This is a genomic window from Streptomyces sp. V2I9 (genome assembly GCF_030817475.1).
GTDB lineage: Bacteria > Actinomycetota > Actinomycetes > Streptomycetales > Streptomycetaceae > Streptomyces.
Window position 1 is genome coordinate 989,808 of the sequence record NZ_JAUSZJ010000002.1, and the last position, 19,465, is coordinate 1,009,272.

Consider the following 19,465-nt stretch of genomic DNA (forward strand, 5'->3'; position numbering starts at 1 on the left):
GGAGAAGCGGGCCCGGAGGTGCGCAATGCGTGACCGATGCTCAAGGAAATGACCGTACTCCGTCAAGAGCGGAAACCGGACAGAACCGTTCTATTAACGAACAGGGTCGAACTCATGACGACAGAAGGCTTCACGCCCATGGCGGCGGACGGCGACGGTCCCGTGCGTACGGAAGGGTTCACGCCCGTGCGCCCCGGCGCCTCGCCGGGAGGCTGGACATACGTCATACCTCCAGACTCACCCCGACGGGCGGGGCGGGCCAACGGACGGCCCCGGCCCCGTACCGGTGTGCGGTTACGGGCGCAGGGCCCGCAGCAGCAGGTCCGCGAGGTGGTCGGCGACCTCCTGGCGGCTGAGCGGGCCGTCCGGGCGGTACCAGGTGGAGAGGTGGTGGACCGAGCCGAAGTGGTAGTCGACGACCAGGTCGGCGGGGGTGGCCGAGGAGAACACCCCGCTGCGCTGGCCCTCCTCGATCAGGGCCCGGAAGCGCTCGTGGTAGCGACGGCGCTCGACCCGCACCTGCTTGTTCTTCTCGGGGCTCAGGTGGTGCATGGAGCGGAAGAAGATCGACGCGTCGTCCAGGTTGTCGATGGTCGTGACCACCACGTCGGCCGCCGCGTCCCGCAGCCGCTCCTCGACGGGGGCCTCGGCGTTCGCGAAGGCGTCCAGGCGCTCCTGCTGGAGCCGCAGCACCCGCGCGTAGACCTCCTGGAGCAGGTCCTCCTTGGAGCCGAAGTAGTGGTAGAGCGCCCCCTTGGTGACGCCCGCCGCCTCGACGATCTCCTGGACGGAGGTGCGGTCGTACCCGCGCTCGGCGAAGAGCCGGGTGGCGGCGGCCAGCAGTCTCTGAGGGACGGGAGTGCCGTTCTGGTCCGTCGCCTTGGACATGAGCCGCCACCTTCCTTTCGTACCGTGCGTGCGCGGTTTCGACGCTGTTCTCACGGGGGCAACGCAGTTCCCGCCTGAGGATCTTCCCACTCGCCGCCCTCAACAGCTCGGCCAGGATCTCCACCTCGCGCGCGTACCCGTACCCGGTGAGCCGTTCCCGGCCGTACGCGCCCGGCTCACCGGGCTCCCGCGGACGAGCCCGGCGGCGGGCCCACGGGAGGGACGGCACCGGCCCCGGTCCGGGGCCGGTGGCGGTGGCGGTGGCGGTGGCGGTGGCGGTGGCGGTGGCGGGAGGGACGGCCCGGTCCGGGGTCGGTGGGCCGGTGGGCCGGTGGGTCGGGCTCAGGAGAGCGGGCCGCTCATGCGCCGCTCGCCTCCCACTTCTGCTGGAGCTTGTTCATGTTGCCCATCCACCGGTCGGGATCGGCGGCGCGCGCCTGGTAGTAGCCGGCCACCTCGGGGTGCGGCAGGACCAGGAAGCGCTCCGCGTCCATCGCGTCGAACAGGGCGTCGGCGACCGCCTCCGGCTCGATCGCGCCGGGGGCGAGGACCAGCTCGCCCGCCGAGCCGGCGGCGGTGAGCATGTCGGTGCGCACGCCCTGCGGACAGATCGCGTGGACCTTGATCCCCCGGTGACGGTAGGTGAGCGAGAGCCATTCCGCGAAGGCCACCGCACCGTGCTTGGTGACGCTGTACGGGGCCGCGCCGATCATCGTCAGCAGCCCGGCGGCGGAGGCGGTGGTGACGAACCGGCCGCCGCCGCGCTCCAGCCAGTCCGGCAGGAGGGCCCTGGCCGCGCGGACGTGGGCCATCACGTTGACGTCCCAGGCCGCGGCCCAGACCTCCTCGTCCGCGAACACGTCGCCGGGCGAGGCCAGACCCGCGTTGGCACAGTAGACGTCCACCGTGCCGTCCAGCGCCTCACGGGCCGCGTCCAGGATGCCCGAGGCGTCCCCGGCCACGGCGAAACCGCCGATCTCCCGCGCGAGCGGCTCGATCCGCGCGGGGTCCAGGTCGTTGACGACGACCCGCGCTCCCCCGGCGGCGAACCTGCGCGCCAGCGCGGCCCCGATGCCGCCCCCGGCCCCTGTGACCACCACGCCGGCGCCCTGCACCGTACCCATCGCCATCCCGCCTCTCCCGTCCGACTGCACCGGCAGACTAACCAGTCGGTATGTGATCCGGGAAGGGTTCGTGCGGCCACGGGAGGAGCGGCCCGTTCCGGAAGGCACGGCGCGTCCCGGAACGGAAGGGCGGGCGTGTCCCGGCGCCGGAGCCGTGAGGTGTCCCGTGACAGGGGGGCGTACGCCGTCCGTGTCGAGGGCGCGTGCCGTCGGGCGCCGCCGCACACGGGCCTCCGTGGGCAATCCGTGCGGTCCGGGTCGTTCCGCGCGGCCCCGGCCCGCGCTAGCGTGCGGGGCCATGACAGTCGGCGCGATCATGGAGGTAGCGGAATGAGTCTGTCCCGACGTGGTGTGCTGGCCGCGGGTGGCGCGGTGGGAGCGCTCGCGGCGACGGCGGCCGGCACCGGTCCCGCCCTGGCCTCGCCCGGCCGCGGCAGCGGGTCCGGGCACGGGCGCGGCCGGGTGCGTACCGGCTTCGACCGACTGGCGGCCGACGGCTACCGGATGCTGCGGGGCCAGAAGGTGGGGATCGTCACCAACCCGACCGGGGTCACCGCCGACGTCCGGCACGTCGTGGACGTCATGCACCCCGACGCGCGGGTGGACCTGACCGCCGTGTTCGGTCCCGAGCACGGCTTCCGGGGCACCGCGCAGGCGGGTGGTTCCGAGGGGCGCCACGACGACCCGGCGACCGGGCTGCCCGTCTACGACACGTACCTCAAGAGCGGCCAGGACCTCGCGGACGTCTTCACCGCGTCGGGCGTGGACACGGTTCTCTTCGACATCCAGGACGTCGGCGCGCGCTTCTACACGTACATCTGGACGCTCTACGACTGCATGGAGGCGGCGGCGCTCGCGGGCAAGCGCCTCGTCGTGCTGGACCGGCCGAATCCGGTGACCGGGCGCGAGGCGCTGGGGCCGGTGCTGGACCCGGCGTTCGGCACGTTCGTCGGCCGCCGGGAGATCGCCCAGGCGCACGGGATGACGGTGGCGGAGCTGGCGCTGTTCTTCAACGCGGAGTTCCTGCACGCGAATCCGGCGCGGCTGGAGGTGGTGACGATGTCGGGGTGGCGGCGCTCGGACTTCTTCGACGGGACCGGGCTGCCGTGGGTGCCGCCGAGCCCGAACATGCCGACGCCGGAGACCGCCCTCGTCTACTCCGGCACCTGCCTCTTCGAGGGCACGAACCTCTCCGAGGGCCGGGGCACCACGCGCCCCTTCGAGCTGCTGGGCGCGGTGGGCGTCGACCACCGGTGGGCGGCCGCGGCGAACGCGCTGAAGCTGCCGGGGGTGGTCTTCCGGGAGGCGTACTTCGCGCCGACCTTCTCCAAGTTCGCGGGGAAGACGGTGGGCGGGGTACAGGTGCACGTCCAGGACCGGGAGGTCTTCGACCCGGTCCGCACGGGCATCGCCCTGCTGGTCACGGCGAAGCAGACGTGGAGCGGCTTCGCCTGGCGGCCGGACAACTGGATCGACAAGCTGACGGGCAACGCCCGCGTCCGCACGATGATCGACGCGGGCGCGGACACCGACGCGGTGGTACGGGCGTGGCAGCGTGACCTGTCCGCGTTCCGGGCGAAGCGGCGGACGTACCTGCGGTACGGGGGGTAGCGCGGGGTCCGTGGGCGGGGCGGGGCCGACGCGTGGGTGTGGGGCAGGGCCGTCCGCCGGGGCGGGGCCGGGGACGGACCTCGGGCGGGGCCGGGGACGGCCCGCACCCCGCCCGTCGCGCCGCTCACCGTGCGAGCGGTCGGCCACTCGCCCCTCCGGGCCGGGGCGGCCGGTCGGCCCCGCAGCCGGTCAGCCGGTCAGGTCCAGGTCGCCGAGGGCTTCGCCGTCGTCGGTGAGGCCGCGCTTGCGGTAGCCGAGCCGGAGGTAGAACTCCTCCGGGCCGCCCTCGCCGAGGTGCCAGGTCACGGTCGAGACCGTTGCCCCGCGCCGCCGGATCTCCTCGTTCACCGCACCCACCGCGAACCGGCCGTACCCCCGGCCCTGCTCCCCGGCGGCGACGGCGAGCCGCCACAGCCCGGAGCGGGGCGGGGCGTCCGGCACCCCCGCGTCGAAGTCGAACCGCACGCCGAAGAAGGCCATCACGAAGCCCACGACACGGTCGCCGTCACGGATCAGCCGGGGCCAGGCGGTGTCGGGATGCACATATGCCTCGGCCAGCGACTGGGCGACCGGCGCGACGAACTTCCGCTGCTCGGGCGCCACTTCCAGCCGACAGGCTTCGAGCACGGTGTCGGGAGTGAGGGCTTCGAGGCGGAGGGATGCGGGTGCCATGGGGTCACACAACCTCATCGACCGGCGATTTCTCCACCGAATTCCCTGGTCGGCGGGCAGACACGACCGGCCGGGCCGCTCCGGAGCCCACGCGGAGAACCGGCGGCGGGCGACGCGGCGCACGCCTCGCGCCCCCGTCGTGCGCCGTTCCGCTTCCGCCCGTGGCACTTCGTCCCCCATGGGCCGTCTCCCATGGGGAGTCTCGGCCAATGGACGGATTTCATCTTTCGATGGAGCCGAAACGGGCAGGCGTACGTCCATTCCTTGACGTCCAAGGGACGAGCGACGGAGGTGGCGGTGTCATGGCCGGTTTCCGGAGTCTTGCGAGACAGGTCCGCGATCCGCTGGGCGACCTGGCCCTGCGGCGGTACTCGCTGCGCAAGTGTTTGGAGAGGTTCGCCCCGTACGGGCACCGGGCGACCTGGGACCATCTGTGCGCCCGGCACGGGATCGATCCCGAGGACCGGGCCCCCGATCCGGCGCGCCTGATGCGCGCACTGGACGAACTGGAGGAGGCACGGGCCGTCTGGCTCGCGTACGAGGCGCGTTTCGCCGAGCGGCGGCGGCGCGAGAAGCACGCGGGGCGGCGACGGCCCGGCGCGTTCGACGACTGGCACCGCCGCACCCGGGGCGGCCACGGGGTGGCCCGCTGCACCGACCCGGAGGTCCATCCCACCGAACCGCTCGGCGAGGTCCTGCGCCGGCTGATCGCGGCCCTCGGTACGGACCCCGGCTCCGCCTGCCCCGTCTGCGCGGGGACCGGCATCGAGTGGCGGCAGGAGCGCGGCGAGGACCCGTGGGCGGGCCCGGTGTGCACGGGCTGCGGGATCGCGGTGCCACGGCCCGCCCTGACCGACCGCACGCTGGCCAGGGCCCGGCTGCCCCGGCACCGGAGGCAGGCGGCCGCGGCGGCGTGAGTCGCCGCGGCGCCGTCTCCGTCCGGGGAACCGCACGGGGAGCCGTCCGGGGAGTTACGGCAGCTCGGGCGGTCGCTTGGGCTCGGGCATCAGCCGGGAGCCGGTGATCTTCTCGCCGTTGATGTCGTCGGGGTTGGAGAGCACGCAGGTCTCCAGCGACAGGCAGCCGCAGCCGATGCAGTCGGTCAGATGGTCGCGCAGCCGGTGCAACTGCGTGATCCGCTCGTCCAGTTCACCGCGCCAGACCGCGGAGAGGCGGGCCCAGTCCTCACGGTTGGGCGTGCGTTCCTCGGGCAGTTCGGCGAGCGCTTCGCGGATCGTGGCCAGCGGAATGCCGACGCGCTGGGCCGCCCGGACGAAGGCGACCCGGCGCAGTGCGTCACGCGAGTAACGGCGCTGGTTGCCGCTGGTGCGGGTGGAGCTGATCAGGCCCTTGGACTCGTAGAAGTGCAGGGCGGAGACGGCGGCGCCGCTGCGCGCCGCGAGCTGGCCGACCGAGAGTTCATGGAGTGACTGCGGGATCTGTGGCACGCCGCAAACCTACTGCCTCGTCGTTGACAAGGAACGCGCCGCACGACGATGCTGAGCAAGCGCTTAGACATCGCGCCGGATGGTGCGCCGAGCCGGAAGGCAGGAACCGGGAACATGGCAGAACCGAGGATCTTCACGTCCGCGCAGGAGCTGCGGGACGGGGTGGGCGAGCAGTTGGGGTACAGCGACTGGCTGGAGATCGGGCAGGAGAGGATCGACGGCTTCGCCGAGGCGACCGGCGACCACCAGTGGATCCACGTGGACCCGGAGCGGGCGAAGGACGGTCCGTTCGGCACGACCATCGCGCACGGCTATCTGACCCTCTCGCTGCTGCCCGCGCTGGTCCCGCAGGTGATGCGGGTCGAGGGCGTGAAGATGGGCATCAACTACGGGACCAACAAGGTCCGTTTCCCCTCGACCGTGCCGGTCGGCTCCCGGCTGCGGGCCACGGCGGTGCTCCGCGAGGTCGCGGAGACGGGCGGCGGCGTGCAGGTCACGGCGGTCGTCACCGTCGAGCGCGAGGGCGGCGAGAAGCCCGCCTGCGTCGCCGAGTCGGTGTCCCGCTACTACTTCTGAACCGTCCGGGCCCCGACCATCCGCAGGACGAGGCCGGCGTAGAGTTCGCCGACCTCGTCGGGCGTACGGCTGCCCTGGCCGTTGAACCAGCGGGCGACGTCGATGCAGAGGGACAGCACCGCGAGCGTGGTGCCCGGCACGTCGGGGACGTCGAACTCCCCGTCCCGCACGCCTTCGCCGATGATCCGCCGGACCACGGCGTCGCTCCTGCGCCGCAGGGCGACGATCTCGGTGCGGTGCTCCTCGCCCAGCGCGTCGAGCTCGTACTGGACCACCCGCGCGGTGGTGTGCCGCTCCGCGTGCCAGCGGACGAAGGATCGGACGGTCCCGGCGAGCCGCTCGGCGGCCGTGCCCTCCCGGTCCGCCTCGGCCTCCAGGAGGGACAGCGCCCGCTCGTGGCCGAGCTTGCTGATCCGGTGGAGCAGCTCTTCCTTCGTCTTGTAGTGGATGTAGAGGGCGGCGGGGCTCATCCCGGCCCGGCCGGCGATGTCACGGGTGGTGGTGGCGTGGTACCCGCGCTCGGCGAAGGCGTCCACGGCGGCGACGAGGAGCCGCCTGGCCGCCTCGGGAGTGACCTCGCCCCACGGCGCGTCCTCACCGTTCGTCTCCTCCGCCGCACACATCGCCCGGGACCCCTCTCCGTCAACAGGACGAACACCATACCCCGAACCTGAGCAAGCGCTTAGGGTCGGTCCGCGCTCCTGCGGCTCAGAGCTTCTGGAAGGGGTCGTGGTCGGCGAGGATCTTCTCCAGCCGGGCCTGGTCGACCCGGTTGACGAGCTGCCCGGCCTCCTGGCGGTCCCTGATCACCTTGGCGAGCGTGAAGCAGGACGTGACCAGATAGAGCACGCCGATGGCGAGGAAGCCGCGCACCCAGGCGTCGGCGTCGAGGAAGAAGATACCGAGGGCCACCGCGCCGCTCGCCACCATGAAGGAGGCGACGGCCTGGCCGTAGAAGGCGGCGGTGCTCTGCTGCTTGACGGATGTCGTGTCGCTCATGGACCGAGCATCCCGCCGACGTGGCGCACGCCACATCCGCACCCCTACTCAGACCGGCTACTCAGACACCCGTACGAGCCGGAGTCCGGCCCGGGCCGGGAGACGGAGATCAGAAGGCCGAGACGCCGGTCAGCGCGCGGCCGATGATCAGCTTCTGGATCTGACTGGTGCCCTCGTAGAGCGTCATCACGCGGGCGTCCCGCAGCAGCTTGCCGACCGGGTACTCGTCGATGTAGCCGTAGCCGCCGAAGACCTGGAGGGCGTTGTTGGCGCAGCGGACGGCGGCCTCGGAGGCGTACAGCTTGGCCTTGGAGGCGGCCGTGGCGAACTCCTGGCCCCGGTCGATCAGATCGGCGACCCGCCAGGTCAGCAGCCGGGCGGCGTCCACGTCCACGGCGATGTCGCTGAGCAGTTCCTGGACGAGCTGGTGGGCGGCGATGGACTTGCCGAACTGCTCGCGCTCACCGGCGTACCGCACGGCCGCGTCCAGGGCCGCCTGCGCGATGCCCACGCAGCCCGCCGCGACCGACATCCGCCCCTTGGCGAGGGCGGACATGGCGACGGAGAAGCCCTTCCCCTCGGGGCCCAGGAGGGCGGACGCGGGTATCCGGACGTCCTGGAGGACCAGTTCGGCGGTGGCCTGGCCGCGCAGGCCGAGCTTGCCGTGGATGGTGCGGCGGGTGAGGCCGGGGGTGTCGGCGGGGACGAGGAAGGCGGAGACGCCCCGGTGGCCGGGGGCGTCCCCCGTACGCGCGAAGAGCAGGACGACATCGGCCCAGGTGCCGTTGGTGATGAACGTCTTGGTGCCGTTGACCACGTAGTCACCGCCGTCGCGGACGGCCCTGGTGGCGAGGTTCCCGGCGTCCGAACCGGTGCCGGGCTCGGTGAGGCCGAAGCAGCCGATCGCCTCGCCGGCCGTCAGCGCGGGCAGCCACGACCGCTTCTGCTCCTCGCTCCCCCAGGCCGCGACGGTCTTGGCGACCAGCCCGAGGGACACCGAGACGATGCCGCGCACCGAGGAGTCGCCGCGCCCCAGCTCCTCGGTGACCAGGCAGTAGGACAGGTGGTCCCCGCCGGAGCCGCCGTACTCCTCGGGGATCGTCAGGCCGAGGAAGCCGACGTCGCCGAGCTTCCTCACGATCGACCTGTCGACATTCTCGGCCCGGTCCCACGCGACGACGTGCGGGGCGACCTCGCGGGCGACGAAGTCCTCGGCCAGCTTCCGGACGGCTTCCTGTTCCTCGTCGAGCGTCAGGTCCATCGTGCGCCACCCACTGCCTCTCCCCGGACGCCGCCCGGCACGTTAATTAGCACTGCTAGTTTCTGGTTCGCAGGCCCTACTATGAGCCGCATGGCCCGACCGCGCAAGCCCCTCCTCAGCAGAGACCGCATCGTCGGGGCGGCGAGCGCGCTCGTGGACTCCGAGGGCCTCGACGCCGTCTCCACGCGCCGCCTGGCGGCCGTCCTGGGGGTCAGCGGCCCCTCGCTCTACAACCACTTCCGCAACAAGGAGGAGATCCTCGACGCGGTCGCCGACGCGGTGTCCGCCCAGGTCGATCTGTCGATGTTCGAGGCGTCGGACCCGCGGGGCTGGCGCGAGGCGCTGCACGACTGGGCGCTGTCGTACCGGGCCGCCCTCGCGGCACACCCGCACATCGTCCCCGTGCTGGCGCGGGGCCCCGGCCGCCGCCCGGCGGGGCTGCGGGTGGCGGACGCGGTGTTCGGGGCGATGACCGGCGCGGGCTGGCCGCCCGCACAGGCCACCCGGATCGGGGCGCTGATGCGGTACTTCATCACCGGTTCGGCGCTGGGCTCCTTCGCCGGGGGCTTCGTGGACGACGAGACCGCCTACGACCCCGCCGACTACCCGCATCTCGGCCAGGCCCACCTGCTGGCGGACCACCGCCGCCAGGTGGACGAGGGGGCCTTCGAGACAGGGTTGCGGGCGCTGCTGGACGGGCTGGCGCTCCAGTACGAGCAGTACGGCGCCCCGGCGGCCGGGGGAGCCGGTGAGCCCCGGCCCGGCGTCGCCGGTGGGGCCCGACGCAGGCCGACGGCGAGCGGTACGGAGGACGGGCCCGGCCCTCCATGAGGGCGTCGATGGACGCTGTTCGACAATTCGGTGGGACCCGAGGCGTTCCAGCTCTACGGTCGTGGGCATGACGACGACCCCGACACCCCTTCCCGTCTCGCCGCCCTCCGGGCGCCGCCGCGCCGTGGCCGCCGCCTGCACCACCGTCGTGCTGTGGGCCTCCGCCTTCGTCTCCATCCGCAGCGCGGGCGAGGCGTACTCCCCCGGCGCGCTGGCCCTCGGGCGGCTGGCGACGGGCGCGCTGGTGCTCGGGGCGATCCTGCTCGTGCGCCGGGAGGGGCTGCCCCGGCGGGGCGCCTGGCCGGGGATCATCACCTCGGGGGTGCTGTGGTTCGGGCTGTACATGGTGGCCCTGAACTGGGGCGAGCAGGAGGTCGACGCGGGGACGGCCGCGATGCTGGTGAACATCGGGCCGATCCTGATGGCGCTGCTGGGGGCCCGGATGCTCGGCGAGGGGCTGCCGCGCCGGCTGCTGGCCGGTATGGGCATCTCGTTCGCGGGCGCGGTGGTGGTCGGGTTCGGGATGTCCGGGCACGGCTCCTCGTCCGTGCTGGGCGTGGCGCTCTGCGTCCTGGCCGCGGTCGCCTACGCGGCGGGCGTGGTGAGCCAGAAGCCGGCCCTGGAGCACGGCTCCTCGCTCCAGATCAACACGTTCGGCTGCCTGATCGGAGCCGTGGCCTGCCTGCCGTTCACCGGGGTGCTGGTCTCCGAGGCCGCCGAGGCGCCCCTGTCCGCCACCCTGAACATGGTCTATCTGGGCGTCTTCCCGACCGCCCTGGCCTTCACCACCTGGGGCTACGCCCTGGCCCGGACCACCGCGGGCCGGATGGGCGCGACCACGTACGCGGTCCCGGCGATCGTCGTCCTGATGGCGTGGGTGCTGCTGGACGAGGTGCCGACCCTGCTCGGCGTCCTGGGCGGCGCGCTCTGCCTGGCCGGGGTGGCGGTCTCCCGGAGCCGTGGGCGGACCGTGGCCGCGCAGGAGACCCCTGCCCCGGCGGCCGCGCGCCCGGACGCGTCCCGGTGACCTGAGCCGGAGGTCCGCCCGCGGTGGGCGGCGGACCTCCGGCTCAGGTCGCCGGGGCGCCGGTCGGCCGATCCCTACGGGAAGACGACCAGCGCCCGGCCGCCCTTGCCCGCGATCATGGTGTCGAAGGCGGCGGGGATGCCGTCCAGCGCGATGTGCTCGGTGACCATCATCGACAGGTCGAAGCGACCCGCCCGGATGTGGTCGGCGAGAGCGGGCAGATCGCGCGCGGGATCGCTGTTGCCGTAGACGCAGCCCGTGAGGGACCGGCCCCAGTGGAAGATCTCCAGGGCGTTGAAGGTGACCTCCTGGTCCTTGCCGCCGATGCCGACGACGGTCGTGCGGCCGCCGCGCCGGGTGGACTCCCAGGCGGCCCGGATGGTCGCGGGGCGGCCGACGCACTCGACGGCGACGTCCGTGCCCTGGCCCCCGGTGAGCTTCCGGACCTCGCGCGGAGTGGTGGCGGAGGCGACCAGGTAGTCGGTCGCCCCGGCCTGCCGGGCCAGTTCCTCCTTGGCCGGCGAGACGTCGACCGCGATGATCCGGGACGCGCCGGCGATCCGGGCGGCCTGGAGCACGGCGAGGCCGACGCCGCCGACCCCGAAGACGACGACGCTCTCACCCTGCCGGAGCCGGGCGCTGTGGTGGACGGCCCCGTAGCCGGTGAGGACCGCGCAGCCGAGGAGGGCGGCGTCGGTGAGCGGGATGCCGTCGGGGGCGGGGAGCACGCAGTTCGCGGCGACGACGGTCTCCTCCGCGAAGGCCGCGACGTTCAGTCCGGGGTGGAGGACGGTGCCGTCCGCCGTACGGGCGTGGAGGTTGGCGGCGCCCTTGAGGGCGTCGGCGCAGAGCCACACCTCCCCGATCCCGCAGTGGAAGCAGGCCCCGCAGGAGGGGGCCCAGTTGAGGACCACGCCGTCGCCGGGCGCGACATGGGTGACGCCCTCGCCGACGGCCAGGACCGAACCGGCCCCCTCGTGGCCGAGGACGGCGGGCACCGGGACGCGCATGGTGCCGTTGGACAGGGACAGGTCGGAGTGGCAGACACCGGCGGCGGCGAGCGCGACGCGCACCTGGCCGGGGCCGGGCTCCGGCAGGACGATGTCGGTGATCTCCAACGGAGCTCCGACGGCGGGCAGTACGGCGGCGCGGACCACGAACAGACTCCCAGGGCTCTTCGAACGGCTGGATCGGGCGGAGGTGCGGGACGGACCGAAGGGTACGGAGGCGGACCGAAGGGTACGGAGGCGGACCGAAGGGAGCGGAGGCGGACAGGCTCAGAACTGGAGCGACTTGGTCTGGAGGTACTCCGCCAGACCGTGCGGCCCCAGTTCGCGGCCCACTCCCGACTGCTTGTAACCGCCGAACGGCGCGAGCGGGTTGAACCGCCCGCCGTTGATGTCGACCTGTCCGGTGTCCATCCGGCGGGCGAAGGCCACCGCCTCCTCGCCGGTCGCGGCCCACACGGCCCCGGCCAGCCCGTACACGGTGTCGTTGGCGATCCGCAGGGCGTCGTCCACGTCCTCGTACCGCAGGATCGAGACCACCGGGCCGAAGATCTCCTCCCGGGCGATCGTCATGTCCGGGGTGACGTCGGCGAAGACGGTCGGGGTGACGTAGAAGCCGGTCGCCAGGGGCGCGTCCGGGCCGCCCGCGATCAGCCGGGCGCCCTCCTCGACGCCGCGGGCGATGTAGCCGCGCACCCGCGCCTGCTGCGCGGCGTTGACGAGCGGGCCGACCCGCTCCCCGGCCACGTACTTCGTGACGGCGTTCGCCGCCAGTTCCACGGCCTCGTCGTACCGCTCGGCGTCCACCAGCATCCGGGTCCAGGCGCTGCACGTCTGGCCGGAGTTGGTCATCACGTTGGCGATGCCGACGTTGACCGCCTTGGCGAGGTCCGCGCCGGGCAGGATCACGTTGGCGGACTTGCCGCCCAGTTCGAGGGCGACGCGCTTGACGGCGGCCCCGGCGGTGGCGCCGATCTGCTTGCCGACGGCGGTGGAGCCGGTGAACGAGACCATGTCGACGCCCTCGTGCTCGGCGAGCGCCTGGCCGGCGACCGGTCCGAGGCCGGTGACCAGATTGAAGACGCCGGGCGGGAGACCGGCGGCCTCGGTGGCCTCGGCGAAGAGCTGGGCCGTGAGCGGGGTGTCCTCGGCGGGCTTGAGGACCACGGTGCAGCCGGCGGCGAGCGCGGGAGCGACCTTGGCGACGATCTGGTGGAGCGGGTAGTTCCAGGGGGTGATCGCACCGACCACGCCGACCGGTTCCAGGAGCACGGTGGAGTTGCCGATCCGCTCCTCGAAGGCGTGCCGGGCGGCCAGTTCGGCGTACGAGGCGGCGACCAGCACGGGGACGCCCGCGTGGACCGCCTGCGACAGCGGCAGCGGCGAGCCCAGCTCGGCCGTGATCGTCTCGGCCAGCGTGTCCTTGCGGGCGGCCAGCGCGTCGGCCAGCGCGGAGAGCCGGGCGGCGCGCTCGGCGGGCGGGGTCGAGGCCCACGCGGGAAAGGCGGCGCGGGCGGCCCGTACCGCCGCGTCCACGTCCTCGGCCGTGCCCGCCGGCACATGGGCGATGACCCGTTCGTCGGCCGGGTTCACGACCGCGATCGTGTCCTGCCCGGCGGCGGGCCGCCACGCGCCGTCGATGTACATCTGGTCGTGGGCCTTCATGGCTGTTTCCTCCCGGACGTGCTGTGCGGAGCGCCGAAGCCGTGCGGCGCGGGCGCACGTCGCACGCGCCCAAACTAGCGCCGTTAGTTTTCCGGCGCCAGGGAGCCCTTCGAGACGCCGGTCACGCCGGGCGCGTACGTCTCGGAGCCTCTACCCGCTTCCCGGCTCGGCCATCCGCGCTCCGGGGTCGGCCCCCCCTCCGGGGGTCCTGGCCGGAACGGCAGGACCGCCCCGCCCCCCGCATCGGGCGGCACGGTCCCGGTCTCCGGCGGTACGGGCACGGTTCTCGCCTCCGCGGGTACGGTCCGGGCCGCCGGCGGTCCGGGCACGGTTCCCGCTTCCGGGCGGGCGGGCGCGTCCCCCGGCGGCGGCTCGGTGCGCCCGTCGCCGCGCAGGCCGAGTCCCGCCGCGCCGAGCAGCCCCGCCCCCAGCAGGACGAACGGGGCCGCCGTCCCCACCGCTCCCGCGATCAGGCCCGCCGCGGCGGGGGCGGCGACCTGGCCGAGCCGGTTGCCGGTCAGCCGGAGGGCCAGCGCGGTGGAGCGCGCCCCGTCCGGGGCGGCCCGCACGACCGTGGTCATGGACAGCGGCTGGCCGACGCCGAGGCAGAAGCCGAGCACGGCCAGCATGACGGCGAGGACGGGTACCGAGACGGGCAGCGCGACGCCCGCGCACAGCACCCCGGCGAGCAAGCAGCTGGTGGTCAGCAGGGCCCGGCGGCCCAACAGCCGCAGCAGCGGCGTCATCACCAGCCGGCAGGCGATCGTGGCGGCGGCTCGCAGGCTCAGCAGCAGCCCCACGGTGGCGGGCGCGATCGAGCGGTGCTCGCCGACGACGGGCAGATAGGCCGTGAGGATGTCGGTGGCCGAGAGCACCGCCATGCTGATGAGGATGCCCGCGGGGACGCCGCGTGCGCCCAGGATGGTCCGGACCGGGACCTTTCCGGCGGCCTGCGGCCGGGCACCGCCCTCCCGGCGGTGCTCGACGCTCCGGAGGGAGGTGAGGGCGAGCGCGCAGACCCCGGCGGAGACGAGGAGCGCCCGTGCGCTCGTACGGCCGAGGGCGCCGCCCTGCCCGGAGATGAGCGCGCCCGCGGCGACCGGCCCGACGAGCTGGCCGAGCGAGGCGCCGATGGTGAAGTGCCCGAAGTCGCGGTCCTGTTCGGCGGGAGCGGACTGCCGGGCCACGATCGACTGCGCGCCGATCACGAAGCACAGGTGGCCGAGGCCCATCACCCCGCTCCAGGCGGCCATCGCGGGCAGCGAGGAGGCGAGGCCGCTGAGCGCGCAGCCGCCGGAGATCAGCAGGATGCCGAGCGGCAGCAGGGGCGCGCACCGGCCGTGGTCGGTGCGGCGGCCGAGCGGCACCGCGGTGAACAGCGGGAGGAGGGCGTAGGCCCCGGCGATGACGCCGACCGCCGTCTCGTCCGCTCCCAGCGCGAGGGCCCGGTAGGAGACGGCGGGCCGCGCCATCGAGACCGCCCCCTGCGCGAAGGCGAAGGCGATGACGAGGCGCAGCAGCCAGCCCCTGCCGGGCCCGGTTCGCGGTGCCGACGCCATCACATGATGCCGAAGAGGACGCCTGCGGCGAGCACCACCAGCGAGGTGAGCACGGCCCACTTGACGGTGAAGCGGGTGTGGTCGCCGAACTCGACCTTCGCCATGCCGACGAGGACGTACACGGCGGGCACGAGCGGCGATGACATGTGCAGGGCCTGGCCGGCCAGGGAGGCGCGGGCGATCTCCAGCGGCGAGACCCCGTGGGCCGCGCCCGCCTCGGCGAGGACCGGGAGGACGCCGAAGTAGAAGCCGTCGTTGGACATGAAGTACGTGAGCGGCAGGCTCAGCAGGCCGGTGACGATGGCCATGTGCGGGCCCATCGCGTCGGGGATCGCGCCGACGACCCAGTCGGCCATGTGCTCGACCATGCCGGTGCCGGTGAGGACCCCGGTGAAGACGGCGGCGGCGAAGACCATGCCGGAGACGTTGAGGACGTTGTCGGCGTGGGCGGCGATCCGGGCGCGCTGGTCGGGCATGTGGGGGAAGTTGACCGTGAGCGCGAGCGCGGCTCCGAGGAGGAAGAGCACCGGGATCGGCATCAGTTCCATGATCATCGCCGTCAGGAGGGCGGCGGTCAGCCCGGCGTTGAACCAGTAGAGCTTCGGGCGGAGCGTGGGGCGGTCGGGGTCGAGGCCCTGGAACTCCTCGTCGTCCTCCGCGTCGCTCGCGCCCGCCGCGCCGTCGCCGCCCGTGGAGGCGGAGCCCGGAGCGGGACCGGCCGCGCCCTCGCGGAGGCGGTCCGTACCGCCGCCCGCCCCTCCGGCACCGACCGTCACGGTCTCCGGCTCGGTGTCCCGTACCAGTGCCTCGTCGAGGGTGAGCATCCCCAGCCGCTTCCGCTCCCGGCGGCCGAGTACGTACGCCAGCGCGAACACGGCGAGCAGCCCCATGGCCAGCGCCGGGATCATCGGCACGAAGATCTCGGAGGCGTCCAGCTTGAGCGCGGTGGCGGCGCGGGCGGTGGGGCCGCCCCAGGGGAGGGTGTTCATGACGCCGTTGGCGGTGGCCGCCACCCCGGTCATCACGACCAGGCTCATCTTCAGCCGCTTGTAGAGCGGGTACATCGCCGAGACGGTGATCATGAAGGTGGTGGAGCCGTCGCCGTCCAGCGAGACGATCGCGGCCAGGACGGCCGTACCGACGACGATCCGCATCGGATCGGCCTTGCAGAACCGCAGGATGCCCCGGACGACCGGGTCGAACAGGCCGACGTCGATCATCACGCCGAAGTAGACGATGGCGAACATCAGCATGGCGGCGGTGGGGGCGAGGTTGCCGACGCCCTCGATGACGTAGTCACCGAGGTGCGCGCCCTGTCCGACGGCGACGCAGAACAGTGCGGGGATCAGTACCAGCGCCGCGATCGGCGACATCTTCTTCGTCATGATCAGGACCAGGAAGGTCGCGATCATGGCGAAGCCGAGGATTGTCAGCATGGGGGATACCTAACGTTCATCCTTGAACTCCCACCGGTCTCGGCGGTCGGTCCGGACGACGTTAGGGGCCGCCTCCCAGCGTTAACAAGACGTTGACCTGTGAGCAATACGAGCAAAACCCCAGGTCAACACGGTGGTGCTAGGGAACCGGGGTGACGGAGACCGGGATGGCGTTGAGGACGGCGGTGCCGGACAGCGGGTCCAGGAGGGTGCCGTCGAGCAGCTGGTTCACGTTCACGCCGGGGCGGGCGGCGGCGACCGTCATCCGGGTGCCGGGACGGCCGTGGCCCCAGCCGTGCGGCAGGCTCACCACCCCGCCGCGCACGGTGTCGGTGATCTCGACGGGGGCCTCGACGCCGCCGCCGGAGGACTCGATCCGGGCGAGGGCCCCGTCCACGAGCCCGATGCGGGCGGCGTCGTCGGGGTGGATCTGGAGGGTGCAGACGTTGGAGCCGCCGGTGAGCGAGGGGACGTTGTGCATCCAGCTGTTGTTGGAGCGCAGGTGCCGGCGGCCGACGAGGACGAGCGGGGCGGGCCGGCCCCCCGACGCCCGGCGCAGGCGGGGGAGATCGGCGGCGATCGGCTCCGGGAGCAGCTCGACGCGGCCGGAGCGGGTGCGCAGGACGTCGGGGAGGCGGGGTTCCAGCGGGCCGAGGTCGATGCCGTGCGGGTGGGCGAGGAGCCGCTCCAGCGTCAGCCCGTACGGGCCGAGGCGCAGCATCAGGTCCAGTCGCCGTTCGGGGCCGCTCATGCCGGTGAGGGCGGCGGCCAGCTCCTTCGGGGCCCCGGCCTTGGCGATCGCCGTGTCGACGGCCAGGTCGTCGACGGCGGAGGGCGGCGCGCCGTGCAGGCCGCTCACCGCGAGGATCAGCCGGGCGTGGATCTCGCTCTCGTCCATCCGCCCGTCCTCCAGGGGGACGGCGGCGCGGGTGTAGCGGACCTGGTTGCGGACGGCGAAGCCGTTGAACGCGAAGTCGAAGTGGGCGCTCTGCGAGGGCGGCGGCGGGGGCAGGACCACGTCGGCGTGGCGGGAGGTCTCGTTGAGGTACGGGTCGACGCTCACCATGAAGTCGAGTCCCCCGGCGAGGGCCGCGTCGAGGCGGTCGCCGTCGGGTGCGGAGAGGACGGGGTTGGCGGCGAGGACCAGCAGGGCGCGGATGCGGCCGTCGCCCGGCGTGTCGATCTCCTCGGCGAGGGCGGCGATGGGCAGTTCACCCTTGGCCTCGGGACGCCCGGAGACCCGGCTCGACCAGCGGCCGAGCGCGAACCCCTTGCCGGGTACGGCGTTACGGGTTCCGGGTCCGGCGGTGCGCGGGGCGCGGGCGGTCGCGGAGAGCGGGAACAGCGCGCCGCCGGGCCGGTCGAGGTTGCCGGTGAGGATGTTGAGGACGTCCACCAGCCAGCTGGCGAGGGTGCCGTGCTCGACGGTGCAGCTGCCGATGCGCCCGTAGACGGCGGCGGTGGGGGCGGCGGCGAGCTCGCGGGCGATGGCGGTGATGGTGTCCGCGTCCACGTCGCAGGCGGCGGCGACGGCATCGGGGGTGAAGTCGGCCAGGGCGGCGGTGAGTTCGTCCATACCGTCCAGGTGGGCGGCGAGCGCTCCGGGGGCCGCGAGCTTCTCGTCGAGCAGGGTGTGCGCGACCGCGGCCAGCAGCAGGGCGTCCGCGCCGGGCCGGATCGCCACGTGACGGTCGGCGAGGCGGGCGGTGCGGGTGCGGCGCGGGTCGATGACGGTGAGGGTGCCGCCGCGCCGGCGCAGGGCCTTGAGCCGGCCGGGGAAGTCCGGGGCGGTGCAGAGGCTGCCGTTGGACTCCAGCGGGTTGGCGCCGATCAGGAGCAGATGGTCGGTGCGGTCGAGGTCCGGTACGGGGATGGCGTGGGCGTCCCCGAAGAGCAGGCCGCTGGAGACGTGCTTGGGCATCTGGTCCAGGGTGCTCGCGGTGAAGAGATTGCGGGTGCGCAGGGCCCCGAGCAGCAGGGGCGGATAGAGGGAGCCCGCCATGGTGTGCACGTTCGGGTTGCCGAGGACCACGCCGACCGCGTTCGGCCCGTGCGCCGCCGTCAGGGCCGGTATCCGGGCGGCGATCAGGTCGAACGCCTCACCCCAGGACGCCTCGTGCAGCTCCCCGTCGCCGCCGCGTACGAGGGGGGTGCGCAGCCGGTCGGGGTCGGCGTCGAGCGCCCCGAAGGCGGCCCCCTTGGGGCAGATGAAGCCCCGGCTGAAGACGTCGTCGCGGTCACCGCGCGCGCCGGTGACGGTGGTCCCCTCGATGGTGAGGGTGAGACCGCAGGTGGCCTCGCAGAGGGGGCAGATACGGGGTGCGGTGCGGGAGTCGTGGGACATGGGCCCTCCCCGGGCGGCTGCGGCGACGGCACGCGGACATGGGCCGGGCGGGCGGGGGCGCCCGTTTTCCGGCCCGGCCGAGCATACCGACCGGTACGAACGGTGGGGAGGTGTCTGCCGCCGCCGGGCCGGGTGAAGGGGCCCGGCCCGCCCGGACGTCTCTGCGTCCCCCCGTCCGAGAGGGGCGGACGAGGCGCCGGACGGGCGTGCCGGCCAGGGCCCCGGCCGAGCGTGCGGGCGAGGGTCTCGGCCGAGCGTGGAGCGGGTTCCCCGCCCGATCGTCGGCGCGAGGGCCTCAGTCGAGCGTGTGGGCGAGGTAGGACCGGACCAGGGTGCGGGTCTCGGCGACGATGTCCGCGTCCCCCGACGGGTGCGTGCGGAAGGCGAGTTGGAGCAGCGCGTCGGCGGCCTCGACGCTCACCAGGACCGCCCGCGACAGCCCCTCGTCGGCCCGTCGCCCGAGGTGGGCGGCGAGCAGGACGGCGAGCCGGTCCGCGAGCCGCCGGTTGGCGTCGTCCGCCGCCCCCTCGGCCGGAAACGGCGGTCCGAAATCGACGAGCGCGAAGCCGGGGACGCCGCGCTTCATCGCCAGGTACTCGTCGAGCACCGCGTCGATGGCGGCCCGCCAGTCGACGCCGGGGAGCTCCGCGAGCCGGGCGGTGACGCGTTCGGCGTAGACGTCCAGGTTGCGCAGGGCGAGGGCCTCGACGAGGGCGCGTTTGTTGGAGAAGAACCGGTAGACGGAGCCGATGGGCACCTCGGCGCGTTCGGCGACGGCACGGGTGGTGAGCAGCTCGTATCCGGTCTCGTCGAGCAGTGTGGCGCAGGAGTCGAGTATCCGGGCCAGCCGGTCGGCGCTGCGCTGCTGCACCGGAGCGCGGCGGAGGTTCGGGTTGACGTGGGGCACGGGCCCCATGATGCCGTGTCCGCCCCGCCGGGCGGACGGCAGCGCCCGGCCACCCGGCCAAGGGGCCCGCCCGTGTGCGTACGTACGCGCGAGACCCGCCCCGAACGGAG

The 19,465-nt window shown here is 73.6% G+C and carries 18 protein-coding genes; 5 read left to right on the forward strand and 13 right to left on the reverse strand.

Annotated features, from left to right (window positions below):
• Positions 1–294: 294 nt before the first annotated feature.
• Entirely contained in the window at positions 295–888 is a 594-nt protein-coding gene (locus QFZ71_RS04430; protein ID WP_030114195.1) for a TetR/AcrR family transcriptional regulator, read from the reverse strand.
• Between the two features lie 359 nt (positions 889–1,247).
• On the reverse strand, positions 1,248–2,018 hold the full coding sequence (locus QFZ71_RS04435; RefSeq protein ID WP_307666936.1) for an SDR family oxidoreductase: 771 nt from the start codon (positions 2,016–2,018) through the stop codon (positions 1,248–1,250).
• Positions 2,019–2,342: 324 nt separating this feature from the next.
• Between QFZ71_RS04435 and QFZ71_RS04440 the strand changes: the two genes are divergently transcribed.
• Positions 2,343–3,623, forward strand: coding sequence for a DUF1343 domain-containing protein (locus QFZ71_RS04440; RefSeq protein ID WP_307666937.1), 1,281 nt, complete (start codon positions 2,343–2,345; stop codon positions 3,621–3,623).
• Positions 3,624–3,812: 189 nt separating this feature from the next.
• On the opposite strand, the gene QFZ71_RS04445 is transcribed toward QFZ71_RS04440, so the two are convergent.
• Positions 3,813–4,295 carry a GNAT family N-acetyltransferase gene (locus QFZ71_RS04445; protein ID WP_307666938.1) on the reverse strand — a complete coding sequence of 161 codons (483 nt, stop codon included), beginning with the start codon at positions 4,293–4,295 and terminating at the stop codon, positions 3,813–3,815.
• 302 nt (positions 4,296–4,597) lie between these two features.
• Between QFZ71_RS04445 and QFZ71_RS04450 the strand changes: the two genes are divergently transcribed.
• Positions 4,598–5,212 (forward strand): hypothetical protein, encoded by a 615-nt coding sequence (locus tag QFZ71_RS04450; RefSeq protein WP_307666939.1) that lies wholly within the window; start codon positions 4,598–4,600, stop codon positions 5,210–5,212.
• A gap of 54 nt (positions 5,213–5,266) precedes the next feature.
• Here the strand turns inward: QFZ71_RS04450 and soxR are convergent, their stop codons facing one another.
• Complete coding sequence (gene soxR / locus QFZ71_RS04455) at positions 5,267–5,743, reverse strand: redox-sensitive transcriptional activator SoxR (RefSeq protein ID WP_307666940.1); 477 nt, start codon at positions 5,741–5,743, stop codon at positions 5,267–5,269.
• A 114-nt stretch (positions 5,744–5,857) separates the two neighbouring features.
• On the opposite strand from soxR, the gene QFZ71_RS04460 reads away from it, so the two are divergent.
• A complete protein-coding gene (locus tag QFZ71_RS04460; RefSeq protein ID WP_307666941.1) occupies positions 5,858–6,319 on the forward strand; it encodes a MaoC family dehydratase in 462 nt (153 codons plus the stop codon).
• Here the strand turns inward: QFZ71_RS04460 and QFZ71_RS04465 are convergent.
• The 3 genes from QFZ71_RS04465 to QFZ71_RS04475 form a co-directional block, all read right to left on the reverse strand.
• On the reverse strand, positions 6,310–6,942 hold the full coding sequence (locus tag QFZ71_RS04465; protein WP_307666942.1) for a TetR/AcrR family transcriptional regulator: 633 nt from the start codon (positions 6,940–6,942) through the stop codon (positions 6,310–6,312). The genes QFZ71_RS04460 and QFZ71_RS04465 overlap by 10 nt on opposite strands.
• Before the next feature lie 85 nt (positions 6,943–7,027).
• Positions 7,028–7,318: a YiaA/YiaB family inner membrane protein gene (locus QFZ71_RS04470; protein ID WP_307666943.1), complete on the reverse strand. Its 291-nt coding sequence runs from the start codon at positions 7,316–7,318 to the stop codon at positions 7,028–7,030.
• A gap of 109 nt (positions 7,319–7,427) precedes the next feature.
• Positions 7,428–8,579, reverse strand: coding sequence for an acyl-CoA dehydrogenase family protein (locus tag QFZ71_RS04475; protein WP_307666944.1), 1,152 nt, complete (start codon positions 8,577–8,579; stop codon positions 7,428–7,430).
• 90 nt (positions 8,580–8,669) lie between these two features.
• Between QFZ71_RS04475 and QFZ71_RS04480 the strand changes: the two genes are divergently transcribed.
• Complete coding sequence (locus tag QFZ71_RS04480) at positions 8,670–9,410, forward strand: TetR/AcrR family transcriptional regulator (protein WP_307666945.1); 741 nt, start codon at positions 8,670–8,672, stop codon at positions 9,408–9,410.
• Between the two features lie 67 nt (positions 9,411–9,477).
• Positions 9,478–10,437 carry a DMT family transporter gene (locus tag QFZ71_RS04485; RefSeq protein WP_307666946.1) on the forward strand — a complete coding sequence of 320 codons (960 nt, stop codon included), beginning with the start codon at positions 9,478–9,480 and terminating at the stop codon, positions 10,435–10,437.
• A 74-nt stretch (positions 10,438–10,511) separates the two neighbouring features.
• On the opposite strand, the gene QFZ71_RS04490 is transcribed toward QFZ71_RS04485, so the two are convergent.
• The 6 genes from QFZ71_RS04490 to QFZ71_RS04515 all read right to left on the reverse strand — a co-directional run bounded on the left by QFZ71_RS04490 (position 10,512) and on the right by QFZ71_RS04515 (position 19,364).
• The gene (locus tag QFZ71_RS04490) at positions 10,512–11,594 is read right to left on the reverse strand and encodes a zinc-binding dehydrogenase (protein WP_307666947.1); all 1,083 of its coding nucleotides are present in this window, start codon (positions 11,592–11,594) and stop codon (positions 10,512–10,514) included.
• Positions 11,595–11,714: 120 nt separating this feature from the next.
• Positions 11,715–13,109, reverse strand: a complete 1,395-nt coding sequence (locus QFZ71_RS04495) for an aldehyde dehydrogenase family protein (RefSeq protein WP_307666948.1) — start codon at positions 13,107–13,109, stop codon at positions 11,715–11,717.
• 83 nt (positions 13,110–13,192) lie between these two features.
• Positions 13,193–14,668, reverse strand: a complete 1,476-nt coding sequence (locus tag QFZ71_RS04500) for an MFS transporter (protein ID WP_307666949.1) — start codon at positions 14,666–14,668, stop codon at positions 13,193–13,195.
• A complete protein-coding gene (locus QFZ71_RS04505) occupies positions 14,668–16,104 on the reverse strand; it encodes a CitMHS family transporter (protein WP_307666950.1) in 1,437 nt (478 codons plus the stop codon). The genes QFZ71_RS04500 and QFZ71_RS04505 overlap by 1 nt, the downstream gene beginning before the upstream one ends.
• Before the next feature lie 139 nt (positions 16,105–16,243).
• Positions 16,244–18,448: a molybdopterin oxidoreductase family protein gene (locus QFZ71_RS04510; protein WP_307666951.1), complete on the reverse strand. Its 2,205-nt coding sequence runs from the start codon at positions 18,446–18,448 to the stop codon at positions 16,244–16,246.
• A 295-nt stretch (positions 18,449–18,743) separates the two neighbouring features.
• The gene (locus QFZ71_RS04515; RefSeq protein WP_307666952.1) at positions 18,744–19,364 is read right to left on the reverse strand and encodes a TetR/AcrR family transcriptional regulator; all 621 of its coding nucleotides are present in this window, start codon (positions 19,362–19,364) and stop codon (positions 18,744–18,746) included.
• Between the last annotated feature and the right edge of the window lie 101 nt (positions 19,365–19,465).